This is a genomic window from Streptomyces sp. NPDC004065 (genome assembly GCF_044903565.1).
Lineage (GTDB): Bacteria > Actinomycetota > Actinomycetes > Streptomycetales > Streptomycetaceae > Streptomyces.
Genome location: NZ_JBJDQT010000002.1, coordinates 259,523 through 277,395, shown reverse-complemented (window position 1 = coordinate 277,395; position 17,873 = coordinate 259,523). Strand labels below are relative to the sequence as shown.

Genomic DNA, 17,873 nt, shown 5'->3' with positions numbered 1-17,873 from the left:
TTCCGATGCGCGGCTCCCGGGACCACGGCGAGGGATGCACGGCTTTCGTCGTCATCGTTGTCGAGGCCATGCCTGTGTGCCCGGCAGGTCGCACGAACCGGCCTCAGCCGATGGGAGAGAATCAACCTTTTTTCACTGTTTCACCGGCAGCGGTTCGTGTGCGACGAATCTCTGCCAATCCTACGTCCGGCGCTCCAGGCCCGTCCGGCGCTCCAGGCCGGGCCGGTTGCGCAGCACCCGCCGTGGCCGGATGCGCGGGTGACCACGTCCCGGCCGGTGGTGTGTGCCACGAGCGGCCGGGTACCCGGGTGCACCCACCGCGAGGGGCGCCCCGCAGGAGCCCAGGCCGTCTCACGGCTCGACGGCTGCGGGGCACCCGTCGTCCCCGCCCCTCCTGCGAGGCCTCCGATGAGCCGTCTCTTCACGCCGATCACCCTCCGCGGCACGACCTTTCCGAACCGCGCCTGGGTGGCCCCCATGTGCCAGTACAGCTCGGTCGACGGCTATCCGCAGGACTGGCATCTGGTCCATCTCGGCTCCCTGGCACGCGGCGGCTCCGGCCTGGTCATGCAGGAGGCCACGGCAGTGGAACCCGAAGGCCGGATCACCCCTTCCGACGCCGGCATCTGGGACGACGGGCAGGCCGCCGCGTACAAGCGGATCACCGACTTCGTCCACGGGCAGGGAGCCATTTCCGGCATCCAGATCTCCCATGCCGGCCGCAAGGCGTCGACGGCACCGCCCTGGGAGGGCGACATGTACGTCGAACCGGAGGCCGGTGGATGGCAGACGGTGGCACCCTCACCGCTGCCGTTCGGCGACTGGCCGGACCCACGGGAGCTCGGCACGGACGACATCCGCGCTCTCGTCCGGGCCTTCGGCGAGGCCGCCGCGCGGGCGCTGTCCGCCGGCTTCGAGGTCCTGGAGATCCACGCCGCGCACGGCTATCTGCTGCACCAGTTCCTGTCACCGCTGTCCAACCACCGCAGCGACGAGTACGGAGGCGACCTCGACGGGCGCAGCCGTTTCCTCGTCCAGGTCACCGACGCCGTACGGGCGCAGTGGCCGGAGGACCGCCCGCTGTTCGTACGCTTCTCGGCCACGGACTGGGCCGACGGCGGCTGGACCCCGGAGGAGACGGTCGAGCTGTCGCGCCACCTGGTGACCCACGGCGTCGATCTGGTGGACGTCACCAGCGGCGGGCTCGTCCCCAACGCCCGCATCGAAGTGGAGCCCGGCTACCAGGTGCCCTTCGCCCGAGCCGTCCGCGAAGGCGCGGCCCTGCCCGTCTCCGCGGTCGGCCTGATCACCGCACCGGAGCAGGCCGACCAGATCCTCGTGGACCGCTCGGCCGACGCGATCATGCTCGCGCGCGAACTGCTGCGTAACCCGACCTGGCCGCTCCGCGCGGCCCACGTGCTCGGTGACGACGTCCCGTGGCCGAAGCAGTACCAGCGTGGCCGCCCACGTCATCGCTGAGGCTGTCGCGCCCGGACACCCGGGAATTCGGCACAAGAAGGAGGTTTCCTGCGATATGAGCGATCCATGCGGTAATGCCGCCTTTCCGGCACGCCAGAGCGAGTCGACGCGTGCGCTGCTCGCGGCCGACCGTGCCGGCACGCTGCAGCAGATATCCGCCCTGAGCCGCGAGTTCGAAGGGATCGTCGAGGCGAACGCACTGGTGGCCATTGACGACGAGCACGACCCGGAGGGGGCGAGCACGGCCTTCGAACGGGCGCACGTCGCCGCCCTGCTGTCCCAGGCGCGCGAGCATCTGAACGACCTCGATCACGCCCTGGAGCGGTTGGAGAGAGGCGACTACGGGCGCTGCGAGCATTGCGGTGAGCCGATTCCGGCGGAGCGCCTCGAAGTTCGCCCGGCAGCGAAAACCTGCGTGCGCTGCGCGTCCGCGGCTCATTGAGGCGTGCACAGTTGTTGAGAGCGCGACATGTCGTCCTGCCCTACTCGGCGTGCGCACACGGAGACGCTGTCAAGTGGAGTCCGGGCGTTCCACCGCCTCCTGTCCTCGCAGACCGACCGCCGATGCCACCTTTTGACCCGCTGGGCGCAGGCGGGGTGACCGGGCGAACAGCCACTCTGGGTCGTGTCGGGACCACTCGGCGGTCCTCCGGCGGAAGGAAGTGGCCATGACCGAGCAGGCCCGCAGGACCGTTGCCTCGTACTCGACGTACCAGGAAGCGGAACGTGCCGTTGATCACCTCGCCGACCAGGGCTTTCCCGTTCAGAAGGTGGCGATCATCGGTCAGGACGTGCGCCTGGTCGAACGGGTGATCGGCCGAATGGGGTACGGCGAGGCCGCCCTCCACGGGGCGGCCACCGGAGCACTGCCCGGCGCGCTCGTCGGCTGGATCTTCGGCCTGCTGGACTGGCTGAACCCGGTCGTCTCCGGTCTGCTCCTCGCCCTGTACGGGCTGATTTTCGGAGCGGTCGTCGGTGCGCTGCTCGGCATGCTGCTGCACGCGGCCCAGGGCGGCCGCCGGGACTTCGCCTCCATCCGCTCGATGGAGCCCAGCCGGTACGACGTCGTGGCGGACGAGGACGTCGCCGACGAGGCCGTCCGGCTGGTCGCCGGGCTGGACAGCGGGGCCGGCACGGACACGGAGGGCGCCTCCCCGAAGGGCGACCGCCCGCGCAGCGACTCCGCCCCCGGCTGAACGAATTTCGAAGCCGGGCGGACGGGGCGCCGTACCGTCCGGACCGTCCGAGTGACGGTGATCACGGACGTCCTCCGGGGGGTGCTGCGTAGGCTTGGGCCGTCGTCACGGTGGGTCCGCCAGAGTGGATGAGGCCTCCTCCACGGGCCTGACGATACGTCAGAAAAGTCGGCAAGTGGTCAGCGCGAGTCATGGAAAACCTGGGGAGAGCTGCCCGGACGTGCGACTCGTTGTAGAGTGTGGAAACAGCCCTTGACCTGCAAAAACGCAGGCAGGGAGCCTAGTTGTGGGAGTGTCCCGATGCTGCGTACCATGTTCAAGTCCAAGATCCACCGCGCCACCGTCACCCAGGCCGACCTGCACTACGTGGGATCGGTGACCATCGACGCCGATCTGCTGGACGCGGCGGATCTGCTGCCCGGTGAGCTCGTCCACATCGTGGACATCACCAACGGGGCGCGGCTGGAGACGTACGTCATCGAGGGGGAGCGCGGCTCCGGTGTGATCGGGATCAACGGCGCCGCCGCCCACCTCGTCCACCCCGGCGACCTGGTGATCCTCATCAGTTACGCCCAGGTCACCGACGCCGAGGCGCGGGCCCTGAAGCCGCGTGTGGTGCACGTGGACGCCGACAACCGGATCGTCGAGCTCGGCGCCGACCCCTCCGCGCCGGTGCCGGGCACCGACCAGCAGCGCAGCCCGCAGGCCGTCGTCCCGGCCTGAGCGGGGCACCCGGCGGCGGAACGCGGCCGGCGCATCGAGCAGGGAGCGTGCCATGAGTGACCTCGACATCCGCGACGACCGGGCGGCCGGCCGGCTCGAGGCGGTCGGCGCGGACGGCGAAGTGGTGGGCCACGTCGAGTACTTCGTCCTGGACGCGCCCGAACGCGCCCTGGTGCCCGTGCACACGATCGTGGAACCGGCCCACGAGGGCAAGGGCATCGCGGGCTCACTCGCCCGCGAGCTGTACGCCGTCGCAGGGCGCGAAGGGGTCCCCGTGGCGCCGCTGTGCCCCTACGTCGTCAAGTGGGCCGAACGCCACCGCGACGAGGTCCCGGCCGCCGACCCCGCGCTGCTCCGGGCCGCCCGCGACTGGCTGGCGGCCCACCCGGAGCGGTTCTGAGCGCGGCGCCCGGGCCCCCGGTGCTCGCCCTCCTGCACACCTCGCCCGTGCACGTCCCGGTCTTCGACGCCCTGCGCGACGAGGCCCATCCCGGCCTGGAGCTACGGCACTTCGTCGACGAGCGGCTGCTGCTGCGGGCCCGCCGCGAGGGTCCGGAGGCGGTGCGGGACGAGTTGCGGGCGGTGCTGGACGAGGCCGTCGCCCAGGGCGCCCGCGCGGTGCTGTGCACCTGCTCGACGATCGGCGGTGAAGCGGAGCGCGCCGGGGCCGGGGTTCCCGTGCTGCGGGTGGACCGGCCGATGGCGGCGCGGGCCGTGGCGGCGGGCCGGCGGATCGTCGTCCTGGCCGCCCTCGAGAGCACCGTGGCCCCGACGGTCGCGCTCCTGGAGGAGGAGGCCCGGCGCGCCGGGCGTCCCGTCGGCGTCCGCACCCTGCTCGCCGACGGGGCCTGGGCGCACTTCGAGGCCGGTGACACCGGGGCGTACGTCCGCGCGGTGGCGGCCGCCGCCGACACGGTGACGCGGGCCGACGCGATCGTCCTCGCCCAGGCGTCCATGGCCCCGGCCCGGCAGCTGACGACGACGTCCGTGCCGGTCCTGTCCAGCCCGGGCCCGGGTCTGGCGGCGGCGGTACGGGCGCTGGGGGCGGCCTCGGCCTGATCCGCGGCGGCTTCCATCCGATCCGCGGCGGCTTCGGTCCGATCCGTGGCGGGCGCGGCCGGCCGCGGTCGGCGATCCCGCACCTCCGCTCCCGTGGGAGCCGGGCAGCCGGGGCGCGTGGCTGCGCTGCCGGGTTGTGCGCGCCGTGTGGGCCCGACTGTGCCTGTGGCGCGGGCCCGGCCGCGCGCTCGCTGTGGGTACGCCGGGCGCGTCGCGGCGCCGGTGCGCCCTGGGGCCACCCGGGTCCTCGCCGTGGCGCCGCCGGGTGACTGGCCGGTCGGGGCACGGGTAGGCGGGGAGTAGTCCAGAGCCGACCTCGATCGACTGGCCGGAGGACGCCATGACGAACCCGTACCCCGACCCCGTGCCGCCCGGGCCCACGCCGGGTCCGGACCCGCGGCATCCGGATCCCCGGCCGGACCCGGTCCCCGGCCCCGAGCCGTCCCCGGCGCCGGAGCCCCCGGCACCCGGTCCCCCTCCGGGCCCGGCTCCCACGCCGCCTCCCCCCGGCCCCGGTCCGACCCCGCCGCCTCCCGGTCCTCCCGGGCCCGGCCCCGATCCCGTGCCCGGGCCGCCGCCGGGGCCCGTGCCGACCCCGCCCCCGAGCCCGGTTCCCGAGCCTCCTCCCTCGCCGGTCCCGCCCGGTCCGGAACCGGTGCCGAACCCCGAGCCGGGACCGCCCCTGACCTGAGACGACGACGGGTGGGCGGCCCCGCGGCCGCCCACCCGTCGTCACTCCGTACCGCGGGCGCACCCGGCCACGGCCGTACCGCGGGCGCACCCGGCCACGGCTCCACCGCCCGTGCACCCGGCCAGGGCTCCACCGCCGGCGCACCCGGCCACGGCCGTACCGCCGGCTACGCCGTCACCTCCGAGCGGTCACCGCCCCACAGCGTGTGGAAGGAGCCGTCGCGGTCCACGCGCCGGTAGGTGTGCGCGCCGAAGAAGTCGCGCTGGCCCTGGGTGAGGGCGGCGGGCAGGCGCTCGGCGCGCAGGGCGTCGTAGTAGGCGAGCGCCGCCGAGAAGCCCGGGGCGGGCACGCCCTGGCGGGTCGCGGCGACCAGCACCTCCCGCCAGTCGTCCTGGGCCTGCGCGATCTCCCGTGCGAAGGTCTCGTCGGACAGCAGGCTCGGCAGGTCCGGCCGGGCGTCGTAGGCGGAGCGGATGCGGTCCAGGAAGGCCGCCCGGATGATGCAGCCGCCGCGCCAGATCGAGGCGACCGCGCCGAGGTCGATGTCCCAGCCGTACTCCTCGCTGCCGGCAGCGATCTCGTGGAAGCCCTGCGTGTACGACACGATCTTCGAGGCGTACAGCGCCTGCTCCACCCGGTCGGCGAACGCCGCCGCCTCCGACTCCGGCAGCGGGGACGCCTTGGGGCCGGCCAGCCCGCGCGAGGCCTCCCGCAGCGCCGCGTGCCCCGACAGGGAGCGCGCGAACACCGCCTCCGCGATGCCCGACACGGGCACCCCGAGGTCGAGCGCGATCTGGACCGTCCAGCGGCCCGTGCCCTTCTGCTCGGCCTGGTCCACCACCACGTCCACGAACGGCTTCCCGGTGGCCGCGTCCACGTGGGACAGCACCTCCGCCGTGATCTCGATCAGGTACGAGTCGAGCCGGCCGGTGTTCCAGGTGCGGAAGATCTCCGCGATCTGCTCGGGGGAGTACCCCGCCACGTCGCGCAGCAGCTGATACGCCTCACCGATCAGCTGCATGTCCGCGTACTCGATGCCGTTGTGCACCATCTTCACGAAGTGACCCGCGCCGTCCGGGCCGATGTGCGTGACGCACGGCGCGCCGTCCGCCGCCTTGGCGGAGATCTTCTCCAGCATCGGGCCCAGCGACTCGTACGACTCCTTCGAGCCGCCCGGCATGATGCTCGGCCCGTGCAGCGCGCCCTCCTCGCCGCCGGAGATGCCCGTGCCCACGAAGTGGATGCCCTGCTCGCGCAGCTCCCGCTCCCGGCGCCGGGTGTCCGCGAAGTGCGCGTTGCCACCGTCGATGATCATGTCGCCGGGCTCGAGGAGCGGGGCGAACTCCCGGATCACCGCGTCCGTCGGATCGCCCGCCTTCACCATGATGACCAGGCGGCGCGGCCGCTCCAGCGCCGCGACGAACTCCTTGGCGGTCTCGGCGGGGACGAACTCGCCCTCGTGCCCGAACTCCTCGACCAGGGCGTGCGTACGGGACGGCGTCCGGTTGTGCAGGGCGACCGTGTAGCCGTTGCGCGCGAAGTTGCGGGCGAGGTTGCGGCCCATGACCGCGAGTCCCGTGACGCCGATCTGGGCTGTAGTGCTCATACCGCCTGCTCCTCAAAAAATCCGGTGGATCATCAGGTGGACCCTCGGGGGACCTCTGGGGACCTCGGAGGACCTCGGAGGACCTCGGGGGACCTCGGGGGACCTCGGGGGACCTCGGGTGGAACTTCCGGTGGAACGTGCCGTCAGTATTGCTCTTGATGGCCCTCGGACCATCCTGACGTGCCGGTACGGCGACCGCATGTTCGCCGTACCGGCACGCTTCATTACGCACGGCAGGTGCCCGGCGGCTCAGTACGGACGCGGTTCATTCGGCCAATGCGGGTCCGGTACCGGCCACTTGGGGCGGCGAAGCGGCCGATAGCCGTCTTGTCATGGCCTGTTCGCCGCGCTTACTTTTGCCCCTCCTGACGCATGCCGAGGGGGATCGGACATGGCCGTACGCGGCCGGCACCGCCGGTACCAGCCGAACAGGATCAACCGCGCCTCGCTCACCATCACCGCGGGCGGCGCGGGAATGGCGATCCCGCTGATCGGCGCCGGCGCGGCGCACGCGGCCGACTCGGCCACCTGGAACAAGGTCGCCGCCTGCGAGTCGAGCGGCGACTGGAGCGTCAACACCGGCAACGGCTACTACGGCGGGCTGCAGTTCACCCGGTCCACGTGGGAGGCGTACGGCGGGACGCGGTACGCACCGCGCGCGGACCTGGCCACCAGGGCGCAGCAGATCGCCGTCGCGGAGAAGGTACTGGACGGGCAGGGACCCGGGGCCTGGCCGGTGTGCTCGGTACGGGCCGGCCTGACCCGCGACGACGCGGCGCCGGGCGCGCACGGCGACGCGGCGCCCGCGCGGACCACGGCGAAGAAGGCACGCACAGCGGGCTCCGCCGGGTCCGCCGCCCGCGACGGCGCCGACGTACGGCCGCAGACCACGCCGCAGTCCCGGGCCGGTACTGCCGAGATGTACACCGTGGTCCGGGGCGACACCCTCTCCGGTATCGCGGAGGAACGTCATGTCCGGGGTGGCTGGCGGCAGTTGTACGACACCAACCGCGCGGTCGTGGGCGACGACCCGGACCTGATCCTGCCGGGGCAGCGCCTGGCGCTGCGGCCGGGTTCCCGCACGGCGCCCGCGCCGCACGAGCGGACCTCCACGGCGACCCGGCCCGCCGCACCGGGGAAGGCGGCGAAGCCCGCCCGGTCCGGAAAGGCCGCCAAGCCCGCCAAGCCCGCCAAGACCGCCGGGCGCGCCTCGGGGACCGGGGCCGCGGGCAGGACGGAGACGCACAGGTCGCGCGGCCACTCCGCCGCGCACGGTCTGGTCGCCCCGGTGAGCGGCCACGTCGGCACGGGCTACCACGTCGGCGGCGTCCACTGGTCGAAGGGCTACCACACCGGCGTCGACTTCGTGGTGCCCACGGGCACCTCGGTGCGGGCCGCCGGGGCCGGGCGGGTCGTCGCCGCGGGCTGGGGCGGATCGTACGGCTACCAGGTCGTCGTCCATCACGCCGACGGCCGCTACACCCAGTACGGCCACCTGTCGGCGATCTCCGTGCGCGAGGGGCAGAGCGTCTCCGCCGGCCAGCGCATCGGCCGCTCGGGCGCCACGGGCAATGTCACCGGGCCGCATCTGCACTTCGAGGTGCGGACGGGCCCCGGGTTCGGCACGGACGTCGACCCGGTCGCCTACCTCCGGGCCGGCGGGGTCCGCCTCTGACCGCCGGCTGAGGGCCGGAGCGGAGTCGTGCACGGGGGTGCGCCCGCGCGGCGCGGTGCGGCCCGCCCGCGCGCCTGGTGGGCGTGGGCCCCCGCCCCTCGCATGGGCCCCCGCCCCTCGCATGGGCCCCCGCGCCTCGCGTGGGGCCCCTTCGCGCGCCGGGCCTCGCGGTCCGTGGCGGCGGCGTCGCGTACGCGTCAGGATCGGACGCGGGTGCGGTGCCGGTCGAGGGCGGGCACCGGGACGTACGGCTCGGCGCGGTAGGCGCCGCCGCAGAACGGGACCAGGAGCACGGGCGGTCCGTTCTCCCCGGACGGCTCCCGCTCCGCGGTCACCGGCACGGTGGCCACCCGTACGCGGGCCGGAACGGCGCCCGGACCCCGCCCGGACGGGGCGGCGGAGAAGACCGGTACCTCCGGTGCCGTCCGCGCGGGCACGCGCCCGGCCTCCGGCACCACCGGGGAGGTGCGCTCGATGCGCTCCGTGGTCAGCAGGATCAGGCCGCCGGCGGCCACCACGCCGCAGCCGAGCGCGAGGACGGTGCCCGCCGTGCCGTGGCGGAAGGTTTCGCCGAACATCGTGATGCCGACCGCGGCGGCCACCACAGGGTTGACCACCGTCAGCGTGGCCAGCGGCGCGGCGAGGCCACCGCCGCGGTACGACGCCTGCGAGAGCAGGATGCCGGCCGTGGCCAGGACGCCGATCACCGCCAGGGACGGCAGGTCGGCGGCCGAGACGCCGTCGCTCCAGTCCACCGCCACGGTCTTGGTGAACACCGAGGACATGCCGAAGGCGATACCGGAACCGGTGGCGAGCAGTACGCTGCGCACCGCGGGATGCCGGTGCGCGGCCCGCCCGGCGGCCGTGAGGGCCGTCACCACCCCGCCGGTGACCACGGCCAGGCCCACCCGCTGGGCGGCGCCGAGGGAGTGCTCGCCGGAGGCGCCCACCAGGGCGAGCAGGCCCGCGAGTCCGGCCGTCGCCATGACGGCGCCCCGCCAGGCGGCCGCGCCCGCCCTGCGGCCGACGAAGACCGCCGCCATGGGCAGCGCGAAGACGATGGTGAGGGCGCCCAGCGGCTGCACCAGGCTGAGCGGGCCGCAGGCGAGCGCCACCACGTGCAGCAGTGCGCCGAGGCCGTTCAGCGCGATCGCCGCCCACCAGGCCGGCCGGCGCAGCGGCGCGTACTGTTCGCCGGGGGAGGAGACCGCGACCTGCTCCTGCACGATCGCCCCGCCGGCGTAGGCCACGGCGGACACGAACGACAGGAGCACGGACAACGCGAGGGCGCTCATGAGCCGCTCCTCTGCGTGAGACGGGGGCGGTCACCCCGGATCGGCGAACAATCGGCTTCCATGCTGAACACCCTGTCGCGCCGATCTCTTCCCGTCGTCGTCCCTGAGCACGCAATGGGTCCTACTGCCGATGGAGTACGACTGCCCGGCCGTCCTCCCCTGGGTGGGCGACAGGAGGGGGACACCCCCTGCGGGGAACCCCTAGGAGCCTTGGTACTACTGCTGTTCGTGGACCTCGACCCAGCCCTCGCGGCGCTGCGCCCGCTCGGCGGCTTCTTCGTCCTGCGCACCGGCGCCCCGCCCCGCGGACCGCTCCCCACCCTCGCCCGGGCCTACGGCACTTCGCCGCCCGCGCAGGCCGCGGCACCGTCCAGCCCGGCACCGTCCAGTGCGGCACCGCCGTCCGGCGCGGCGCGGGCCGGCAGTGACGACGACCCCCTGGCCGTACGGGTCCGGCGGGTGGCCGCCGCGCTCCGCGTCCCCGAGACGCGGGTGGCGGCCTCCGTGGCGCACCAGGCGCTCGCGGCCCGCCTGTGGTCGGCCGCGCTCGGCTGCGCCGTGCGGTACGGCCGGATCCCCGACCTCGATCCGTGCCTGCTGCACTGGGACCCGGCCGGCAGCGCGCCGGACGACCTGTGGCTCACCGAGGTGCGCCCGCTGCCCGGGGACGCGGCCACGCTCGCGGACGTGGTGCTGCGCGGCCACCTGGAACCCCTGGCGGCGGCCCTGCGGGCCCGCCACCGGCTCGCGCCGGGACTGCTGTGGGGCAACGCGGCCTCCGCGCTGGCCGGTGCGGCGCGACAGGTGGAGGGGTGGGCACGCGCCGGCGGCGACGGCGGGGCGGGCGACCGCGCCCGGGAACTGACCGCACGCCTCCTCGCCCACCCCCTGCTCACCGGCACCCTCACCGCCACCGGTCCCCTCACCGGACCGGGCGCCCACACCGGCACTTCCGTCGCCGGGACCCGCACCCTCACCGGACCGGGCGCCCACACCGGCACTTCGGTCGCCGGAACCGGCACCCCGAGCCCCCTCCCCGGCACCCCGAGCCCCCTCCCCGGCACCCCCGGCACCGTCTTCCGGCGGCGCAGCTGCTGCCTCTACTACCGTGTCCCCGGCGGCGGGATCTGCGGCGACTGTTGCTTCACACGAGCGCCGCGCTCTTCCCCGCGCGCCGCATCTGGGTGACCATGAAGGCGACCGGCCGCTGAGCGTCAGGGGGTAGCGGGTGCGAGTGGGACTGCTGACCCGGGAGTACCCCCCGGACGTGTACGGCGGCGCGGGCGTCCACGTCGAGTTCCTGGCGCGGGAACTGAGGCCGCTGGTCGACCTGGAGGTGCACTGCTGGGGCGAGGGCCGCGCCGACGGCGTGGTGCGCCACCGCCCCTGGTCCGCGCTGGACGGCTCCAACGACGCCCTGCGCACCTTCTCGGTGGACCTCGCCATGGCCGCCGGGCTCGAGGGCCGCGAGCTCGTGCACTCCCACACCTGGTACGCCAACCTGGCCGGCCACCTCGGCAAACTGCTGTACGGGGTGCCGCATGTGATGACCGCGCACTCCCTGGAGCCGCTGCGCCCCTGGAAGGCCGAGCAGCTCGGCGGCGGCTACGCCCTGTCGAGCTGGGCGGAGCGCACCGCGATCGAGTCCGCCGACGCGGTGGTCGCCGTCTCCGGCGCGATGCGCGAGGACATCCTCGGCTGCTACCCGGCGCTCGACCCGGCCCGGGTGCACGTGATCCACAACGGCATCGACACCGGCCTCTACCAGCCCGACCACGGCACCGACGCCCTGGAGCGGATCGGCCTGGACCCGGACCGCCCGTACGTGCTGTTCGTCGGCCGCATCACCCGTCAGAAGGGCGTCCCGCAGCTGTTGCGGGCGGTGCGCGGCATCGACCCGGCCGCCCAGGTCGTGCTGTGCGCGGGCGCGCCCGACACACCGGAGATCGACCGCGAGTTCCGCGATCTGTACGAGGAGCTCAGCCGCGCCCGCGCGGGCGTGCACTGGATCCCGCGGATGCTGCCGCGCCCGGACGTGATCCAGCTGCTGACGCACGCCGCCGTGTTCGTCTGCCCCTCGGTCTACGAGCCGCTCGGCATCGTCAACCTGGAGGCCATGGCCTGCGGCACGGCCGTCGTCGCGTCCCGGGTCGGCGGCATCCCCGAGGTGGTCGAGGACGGCGGCACCGGCCTGCTGGTCGACACCGGCGACGGTTTCGAGGCGGGGCTCGCGCGCGCCCTCGACCGCCTGCTCGGCGACCCGGAGGAGGCGCGCCGGATGGGCGAGGCGGGCCGGCGGCGGGCGGTGGAGGAGTTCGGCTGGGACACGGTCGCGCGGCGCACGGTGCGGCTGTACGAGGAGATCCTCAAACAGGCTTAGTCCTCGCTGCTCAGGGGCAGTAGTGGTGTCAATCGGGTGAGGGGAGCGGCCATGCGTCGTGGTGGACCTTCGGTCCTCGGCATCGTCCTCGCGGGCGGGGAGGGCAAGCGTCTGATGCCGCTGACCGCCGACCGCGCCAAACCGGCGGTGACCTTCGGCGGCACGTACCGGCTCGTCGACTTCGTGCTCTCCAACCTCGTCAACGGCGACATCCTGCGGGTCTGCGTGCTGACGCAGTACAAGTCGCACTCGCTGGACCGGCACATCACCACCACCTGGCGCATGTCGAGCCTGCTCGGCAACTACGTCACCCCGGTCCCCGCCCAGCAGCGCCTGGGCCCGCGCTGGTACCTGGGCAGCGCCGACGCGATCCTGCAGTCGCTCAACCTGATCCACGACGAACAGCCCGACTACGTCGCGGTGTTCGGCGCCGACCACGTCTACCGCATGGACCCGCGGCAGATGCTCCAGCAGCACATCGAGGGCGGCGCCGGGGTCACGGTCGCCGGCATCAGGGTGCCGCGCGCGGAGTCCTCGTCGTTCGGGGTGATCACTCCGGGCTCCGACGGGCAGACCGTCGAGCGGTTCCTGGAGAAGCCCGCCGACCCGCCGGGGCTGGCCGACGACCCCGAGTGCGTGTTCGCCTCCATGGGCAACTACGTCTTCACCACCAAGGCGCTGATCGAGGCGCTGCAGCGGGACGCCGAGGACGAGCGGTCGGTGCACGACATGGGCGGCTCGATCCTGCCCCAGCTCACCGACCGGGGCGAGGCGCAGCTGTACGACTTCAGCGCCAACCACGTGCCCGGAGAGACCACCCGCGACCAGGGCTACTGGCGCGACGTCGGCACGCTCGACGCCTACTACGACGCCCACATGGACCTGATCGCCGAGCGCCCGGCCTTCAACCTCTACAACCGCGACTGGCCCATCTACACGCACTCGTCCCAGCTCTCCCCGGCCCGGTTCAACGCCGGGGGCATCGCGAGCGAGTCGATCATCAGCGCGGGCTGCCTGATCCGCGGCCAGGTCACGCGCTCGGTGCTCTCCCCGGGGGTCCGGGTCGACCCGGGCGCGGTCGTCCAGGGCTCGGTGCTGCACGACAACGTGCACATCGGCCGGGGCGCGATCGTGCGCGGCGCGATCCTGGACAAGAACGTCGAGGTGCCGCCCGGGGCGACGATCGGCGTGAACCCGGAGCGGGACGCGGAGCTGTACACCGTCTCCAAGGGCGGTGTGATCGCCCTGGGCAAGGGCCAGCGGGTGCCGTAGCCGACGCGGCCGGGAAGAACAGCCCGGACCGGCAGCGGGCAAGGCGAGCGCGCCTTCCCTGCCCTTCGGCCGGGCGGCATGGGTGCTTCGCCGGGCGGCTCCCGGGTCTTCGGCCGGGCGGCATGGGTGCTTCGCCGGGCGGCTCCCGGGCCTTCCGTCGGGCGGCATGGGTGCTTCGCCGGGCGGCTCCCGGGCCTTCCGTCGGGCGGCATGGGTGCTTCGCCGGGCGGCTCCCGGGCCTTCCGTCGGGCCGCACGGGCCTTTCCGCCCGCCCTCCCCGGCCCTTCCACCCGCCGCACCGGCTCTTCCGCCCGGCCGCCGTGCGCCGCTTCTCAGCGCGGCGCGCCCCGCTTGGCGACGCGTCGTGCGCGACACCCCCGGGTTGCCCGGCTGACGGGCCCTCAGACGTGATCATGCAGGCAACGACGTCTCCTCCCGGAGGTCTTCCTGCATGAGATGGACCCGGCGCCTGCGCCTGTGCATGGCGGGCGCGGTGGCAGCCTCCGCGCTGTCCGCCGCCCCCGAAGCCGCACGGGCCGCCGAACCGCGCGACGCCCGGCTCACCGACCTGGTCAACCCGTTCATCGGCACCGCGAACGAGGGCAACACCTTCCCCGGTGCCGCCGTCCCCTTCGGCATGGTGCAGCTCTCCCCGGACACCGGCCACAACACCGGTTACGACTACGCCCAGAACCGGATCCGCGGCTTCTCCCTGGTCCACCTCTCCGGCGTCGGCTGCCGGCTCGGCGGCGATCTGCCGGTGCTGCCGACCACGGGCGAGGTGACGCGGACGGACTACGCCAAGTACGCCGCAGGCTTCCGCCACGACACCGAGGAGGCGAGCCCCGGCTACTACCGCGTCGACCTCGACTCCGGCATCCGGGCGGAGCTCACGGCCAGTGCCCGTACGGGCGTGCAGCGCTACACCTTCCCCGCCACCGACAAGGCCAACGTCCTGCTCAACGCGGCCCAGTCGCTGCACCGGACGGTGTCCACCGAGGTCGAGGTGCTGGACGACCGGACGGTGCGCACCGCGATCACCGGCCGCGGCTTCTGCAAGGACACCGTGCCGTACACCGTCTACACGGTCACCCGTTTCGACCGGCCGTTCACCGCGTACGGCACCTGGGACGGCGCCACCGTGACGCCCGGTTCGCGCACCGGGCACGGCGGCGCCTACCTCCGCTTCGACACCCGCGAGGACCCCACCGTCGAGGCGACCACCGCCTTGTCCTACGTCGACGCGGACGGCGCGGCGGGCAATCTGCGCGCGGAGGGCGGGCGCACCTTCGGCGCGGTGCGCCTGGCGGCCCGGCGGGCCTGGGAGGACAGGCTCTCCGACGTCCGCGTGAGCGGCGGCGACCCCGCCCGGCGCCGCACCTTCTACTCGGCGCTGTACCGGGCCTTCCTCGCGCCGAACGCAGGCAGCGACGCCGACGGCCGCTACACCGGCTGGGACCAGCGGATCCACCGGGCGCGCGGCTTCACGTACTACCAGAACTGGTCGCTGTGGGACACCTACCGAACCCAGGCCCAGCTCCTCGCCCTGCTCGCGCCGGCCGAGTCCCGGGACATGGCGATCTCCGTGATCCGCGTCGCCGAGGAGGGCGGCTGGCTGCCCAAGTGGGGCTACGGCACGGTCGAGACGAACGTCATGACCGGCGACCCGGTCACCCCCTTCCTGACCAACGCCTTCCAGCAGGGCCTGCTCAAGGGCTACGAGAAGCGCGCCTACCGGGCGCTCAGGCGCAACGCCGACGAGGTGCCGCCGGCCGGCTCGCCCTCGGTGGGCCGCGACGCCAACCCGGACTACATCGCCCGCGGCTTCGCCCCGTACGTCAAGGGTCACGAACCGGTCGTGTCGGGCCACTCCGACTACGCCTTCGGAGCCTCGGCGACCCTGGAGTACGCGCTGTCGGACGCCATGCTCGCCCAGATGGCGCGGGCGCTCGGGCACCACGGCGACGCCGCGCGCTATGCCGCCCGTTCCCGCAACTACCGCAACCTGTTCGACCCGGCCACGGGCTTCTTCCGCGCCCGCGACGGCTCCGGCGCCTTCACCGGGCCGTGGAGCCCCGCGCAGAGCGTGGGCTTCCACGAGGGCACCGCCTGGCAGTACCAGTGGCTGGTGCCGCAGGACGTGCCGGGCCTGGTGGGCCTCCTGGGCGGCAGACGGCTCGCCAACGACCGCCTCGACGAGTTCTTCGCCTACCAGCAGTTACTGAAGGACCCGGAGGGCACCGCCCGCGACGTGTGGGTCGACGGGCCGTACGCCTACTACGGCACCGACAAGTACAACCCGCAGAACGAGCCCGACCTGATCGCCCCGTACACCTATCTGTCCACCGGCCAGCCGTGGAAGACCACCGACGTGGTGCACGCGGCGCTGACCCTGTTCACCGACACCCCGGCCGGCCTGACCGGCAACGACGACCTGGGCACCATGTCCGCCTGGAACGTGCTGTCGTCCATCGGCCTGTTCCCGGTGCAGCCCGGCTACGCCACCTGGGGCCTGTCCACACCCGTCTTCGACCGGGTCGACCTGCGCCTGGACCGCCGCTACTACCCCGAGGGCGCCCTCACCATCACCGCGCCCGGCACCTCCCGCGACGACCGCTACACCCAGGCCGTGCTCGCCGACGGGGTGCCGCACGAGCGCACCTATCTGACGACCGGCGCGCTGCGCTCGCTGCGCACCCTGCGCTACACGGTCGGCCCGCGCCCCTCGGCGTGGGGCACCTCGGACGGCGCGGCGCCGCCCGTGCTGAGGTGACACTGCCGCAGACCCCTTGTGTCCCGCCCCCCTTCACCGGGAGGCGGGACTTAATCTGGTGTTAACTGTGCGTAGCTTGATCGTACTTGACCGTAATCGGCCGAGGGCGGTTGACTGCAGACTCACCCACCGTCGACGCGAGGCAAGCCATTGATGTCCGATCTGCTCGCTCCCCTCGACCTGGCGTTCTGGAACATCGAGTCCGCCGACCACCCCATGCACCTGGGTGCGCTCGGAGTCTTCTCGGCGCACTCGCCCACCGCCGGCGCCCACGCGGCCGACCTGCTCGCCGCCCGCGCCGCCGCCGTGCCCGGACTGCGCATGCGCATCCGCGACGTGTGGCGCCCCCTCGACCTGCGCCGCCCGCTGGCGGACGCGCTGCGGCGGCCGCTCGGCTTCGGCGGCGCCACCCGCGAGCCGGACCCGTACTTCGACCCGCTCAACCACGTCCGGCTGCACGCCCCGGCCACCGACTTCCACGCCCAGGCCGGCCGTCTGATGCAGCGCCCGCTGGGACGCAACCGCCCGCCCTGGGAGGCCCATGTGCTGCCCGGCGAGGACGGCGTCTCCTTCGCCGTGCTGTTCAAGTTCCACCACGCCCTCGCCGACGGCCTGCGCGCGCTCACCCTCGCCGCCGCCGTGCTCGACCCGATGGACTGGCCCGCGCCCCGGCCCCGCCCCGCCGAACCCGAGCGCGGCCTGCTGCCCGACGTGCGCCGGCTGCCCGGGATGGTCCGCGGGGCGCTGTCCGACGTGGGCCGGGCCCTGGACATCGGCGCGTGCGTCGCCCGCTCCACCCTCACCATCCGCTCCACCCCGGCGCTGACCGCCGAACCCACGGGCACCCGCCGCACCGCCGGAGTGGTCGTCGACATCGACGACGTGCACCTGGTCCGCAAGGCGGTGGGCGGCACCGTCAACGACGTACTGATCGCGGTCGTCGCGGGCGCCCTGCGCCGCTGGCTCGACGAGCGCGGGGACGGCAGCAAGGGCGTCACGCCCCGCGCGCTGATCCCGGTCTCCCGGCGCCGCCCGCGCACCGCCCACCCGCAGGGCAACCGGCTCTCCGGCTATCTGATGGAACTGCCCGTCGACGAGCCGTACCCGCTGCGCCGCCTGGCCGCCGTCCGCGCCGCCATGGACCGCAACAAGGACGCCGGCCCCAACCGGGGCGCGGGCGCCGTCGCCCTGCTCGCCGACCATGTGCCGGCGCTCGGCCACCGGCTCGGCGGACCGCTCGTCGGCCAGGCCGCCCGGCTGTGGTTCGACATCCTCGTCACCAGCGTGCCGCTGCCCGGCGTCGGACTGCGGCTCGGCGGCCACCCGCTCGAGGCGGTCTACCCCTTCGCACCCCTGGCACGCGGCCAGTCCCTGGCGATCGCGATCTCCACCTACCGGGGCCGGGTGCACTACGGGCTCGTCGCCGACGCCAAGGCGGTGCCCGACCTGAACCGGCTGGCCCGCGCCGTGTCCGAGGAGGTCGAGACACTGATCACCGTCTGCGCGCCCTGACCGCCGGCCACCGTCTGCGCGCCCTGCCCGCGGGTCGCTGTCCGCGCGCCCGGCCGTCGGCCGGCCGAGCGCGCCGCCGCCCCGCCCGGCGCGGCGCGGGGGGCCCGGCGCGGCGGCCCCGGCCGTGACCGGTTTGGCCCGGCGCCCCGGCGCTGCCGTAAAATCCGGCGTTCGAAAGCGGGCGCGAGTCGGCGCGCCGCGCGGGTGACCAG

General features: G+C 74.1%; 14 protein-coding genes. 12 read left to right on the top strand and 2 right to left on the bottom strand.

Annotated elements, in window-relative coordinates; all coding sequences use genetic code 11:
* The first annotated feature begins 408 nt into the window (after nucleotides 1–408).
* From ACI2LW_RS05140 to ACI2LW_RS05115, 6 genes are all read left to right on the top strand, one after another.
* Nucleotides 409–1,479, top strand: a complete 1,071-nt coding sequence (locus tag ACI2LW_RS05140) for an NADH:flavin oxidoreductase/NADH oxidase (RefSeq protein ID WP_404729755.1) — start codon at nucleotides 409–411, stop codon at nucleotides 1,477–1,479.
* 55 nt (nucleotides 1,480–1,534) lie between these two features.
* Nucleotides 1,535–1,921, top strand: a complete 387-nt coding sequence (locus ACI2LW_RS05135; RefSeq protein ID WP_404729959.1) for a TraR/DksA family transcriptional regulator — start codon at nucleotides 1,535–1,537, stop codon at nucleotides 1,919–1,921.
* 226 nt (nucleotides 1,922–2,147) lie between these two features.
* Nucleotides 2,148–2,675, top strand: a complete 528-nt coding sequence (locus ACI2LW_RS05130) for a general stress protein (RefSeq protein WP_404729754.1) — start codon at nucleotides 2,148–2,150, stop codon at nucleotides 2,673–2,675.
* A 300-nt stretch (nucleotides 2,676–2,975) separates the two neighbouring features.
* Nucleotides 2,976–3,398, top strand: a complete 423-nt coding sequence (gene panD / locus ACI2LW_RS05125; RefSeq protein WP_404729753.1) for an aspartate 1-decarboxylase — start codon at nucleotides 2,976–2,978, stop codon at nucleotides 3,396–3,398.
* 52 nt (nucleotides 3,399–3,450) lie between these two features.
* The gene (locus tag ACI2LW_RS05120) at nucleotides 3,451–3,798 is read left to right on the top strand and encodes a GNAT family N-acetyltransferase (RefSeq protein WP_404729752.1); all 348 of its coding nucleotides are present in this window, start codon (nucleotides 3,451–3,453) and stop codon (nucleotides 3,796–3,798) included.
* Nucleotides 3,799–3,818: 20 nt separating this feature from the next.
* Entirely contained in the window at nucleotides 3,819–4,457 is a 639-nt protein-coding gene (locus ACI2LW_RS05115; RefSeq protein ID WP_404729751.1) for an aspartate/glutamate racemase family protein, read from the top strand.
* A gap of 857 nt (nucleotides 4,458–5,314) precedes the next feature.
* Here ACI2LW_RS05115 and gndA read toward each other — a convergent pair.
* Nucleotides 5,315–6,754 carry an NADP-dependent phosphogluconate dehydrogenase gene (gene gndA, locus ACI2LW_RS05110; protein ID WP_404729750.1) on the bottom strand — a complete coding sequence of 480 codons (1,440 nt, stop codon included), beginning with the start codon at nucleotides 6,752–6,754 and terminating at the stop codon, nucleotides 5,315–5,317.
* A gap of 391 nt (nucleotides 6,755–7,145) precedes the next feature.
* Between gndA and ACI2LW_RS05105 the strand changes: the two genes are divergently transcribed.
* Entirely contained in the window at nucleotides 7,146–8,429 is a 1,284-nt protein-coding gene (locus ACI2LW_RS05105) for a transglycosylase family protein (protein WP_404729749.1), read from the top strand.
* A gap of 197 nt (nucleotides 8,430–8,626) precedes the next feature.
* On the opposite strand, the gene ACI2LW_RS05100 is transcribed toward ACI2LW_RS05105, so the two are convergent.
* Nucleotides 8,627–9,724 carry a DMT family transporter gene (locus ACI2LW_RS05100; RefSeq protein ID WP_404729748.1) on the bottom strand — a complete coding sequence of 366 codons (1,098 nt, stop codon included), beginning with the start codon at nucleotides 9,722–9,724 and terminating at the stop codon, nucleotides 8,627–8,629.
* A 210-nt stretch (nucleotides 9,725–9,934) separates the two neighbouring features.
* Between ACI2LW_RS05100 and ACI2LW_RS05095 the strand changes: the two genes are divergently transcribed.
* The 5 genes from ACI2LW_RS05095 (at nucleotide 9,935) to ACI2LW_RS05075 (ending at nucleotide 17,661) form a co-directional block, all read left to right on the top strand.
* Complete coding sequence (locus ACI2LW_RS05095; protein WP_404729747.1) at nucleotides 9,935–10,912, top strand: (2Fe-2S)-binding protein; 978 nt, start codon at nucleotides 9,935–9,937, stop codon at nucleotides 10,910–10,912.
* Between the two features lie 40 nt (nucleotides 10,913–10,952).
* Nucleotides 10,953–12,104: a glycogen synthase gene (glgA, locus tag ACI2LW_RS05090; protein WP_404729746.1), complete on the top strand. Its 1,152-nt coding sequence runs from the start codon at nucleotides 10,953–10,955 to the stop codon at nucleotides 12,102–12,104.
* 51 nt (nucleotides 12,105–12,155) lie between these two features.
* Nucleotides 12,156–13,376: a glucose-1-phosphate adenylyltransferase gene (gene glgC, locus ACI2LW_RS05085; RefSeq protein ID WP_404729745.1), complete on the top strand. Its 1,221-nt coding sequence runs from the start codon at nucleotides 12,156–12,158 to the stop codon at nucleotides 13,374–13,376.
* Between the two features lie 451 nt (nucleotides 13,377–13,827).
* Entirely contained in the window at nucleotides 13,828–16,149 is a 2,322-nt protein-coding gene (locus ACI2LW_RS05080; protein ID WP_404729744.1) for a GH92 family glycosyl hydrolase, read from the top strand.
* Nucleotides 16,150–16,299: 150 nt separating this feature from the next.
* Entirely contained in the window at nucleotides 16,300–17,661 is a 1,362-nt protein-coding gene (locus ACI2LW_RS05075) for a wax ester/triacylglycerol synthase family O-acyltransferase (RefSeq protein WP_404729743.1), read from the top strand.
* Nucleotides 17,662–17,873: the final 212 nt, after the last annotated feature.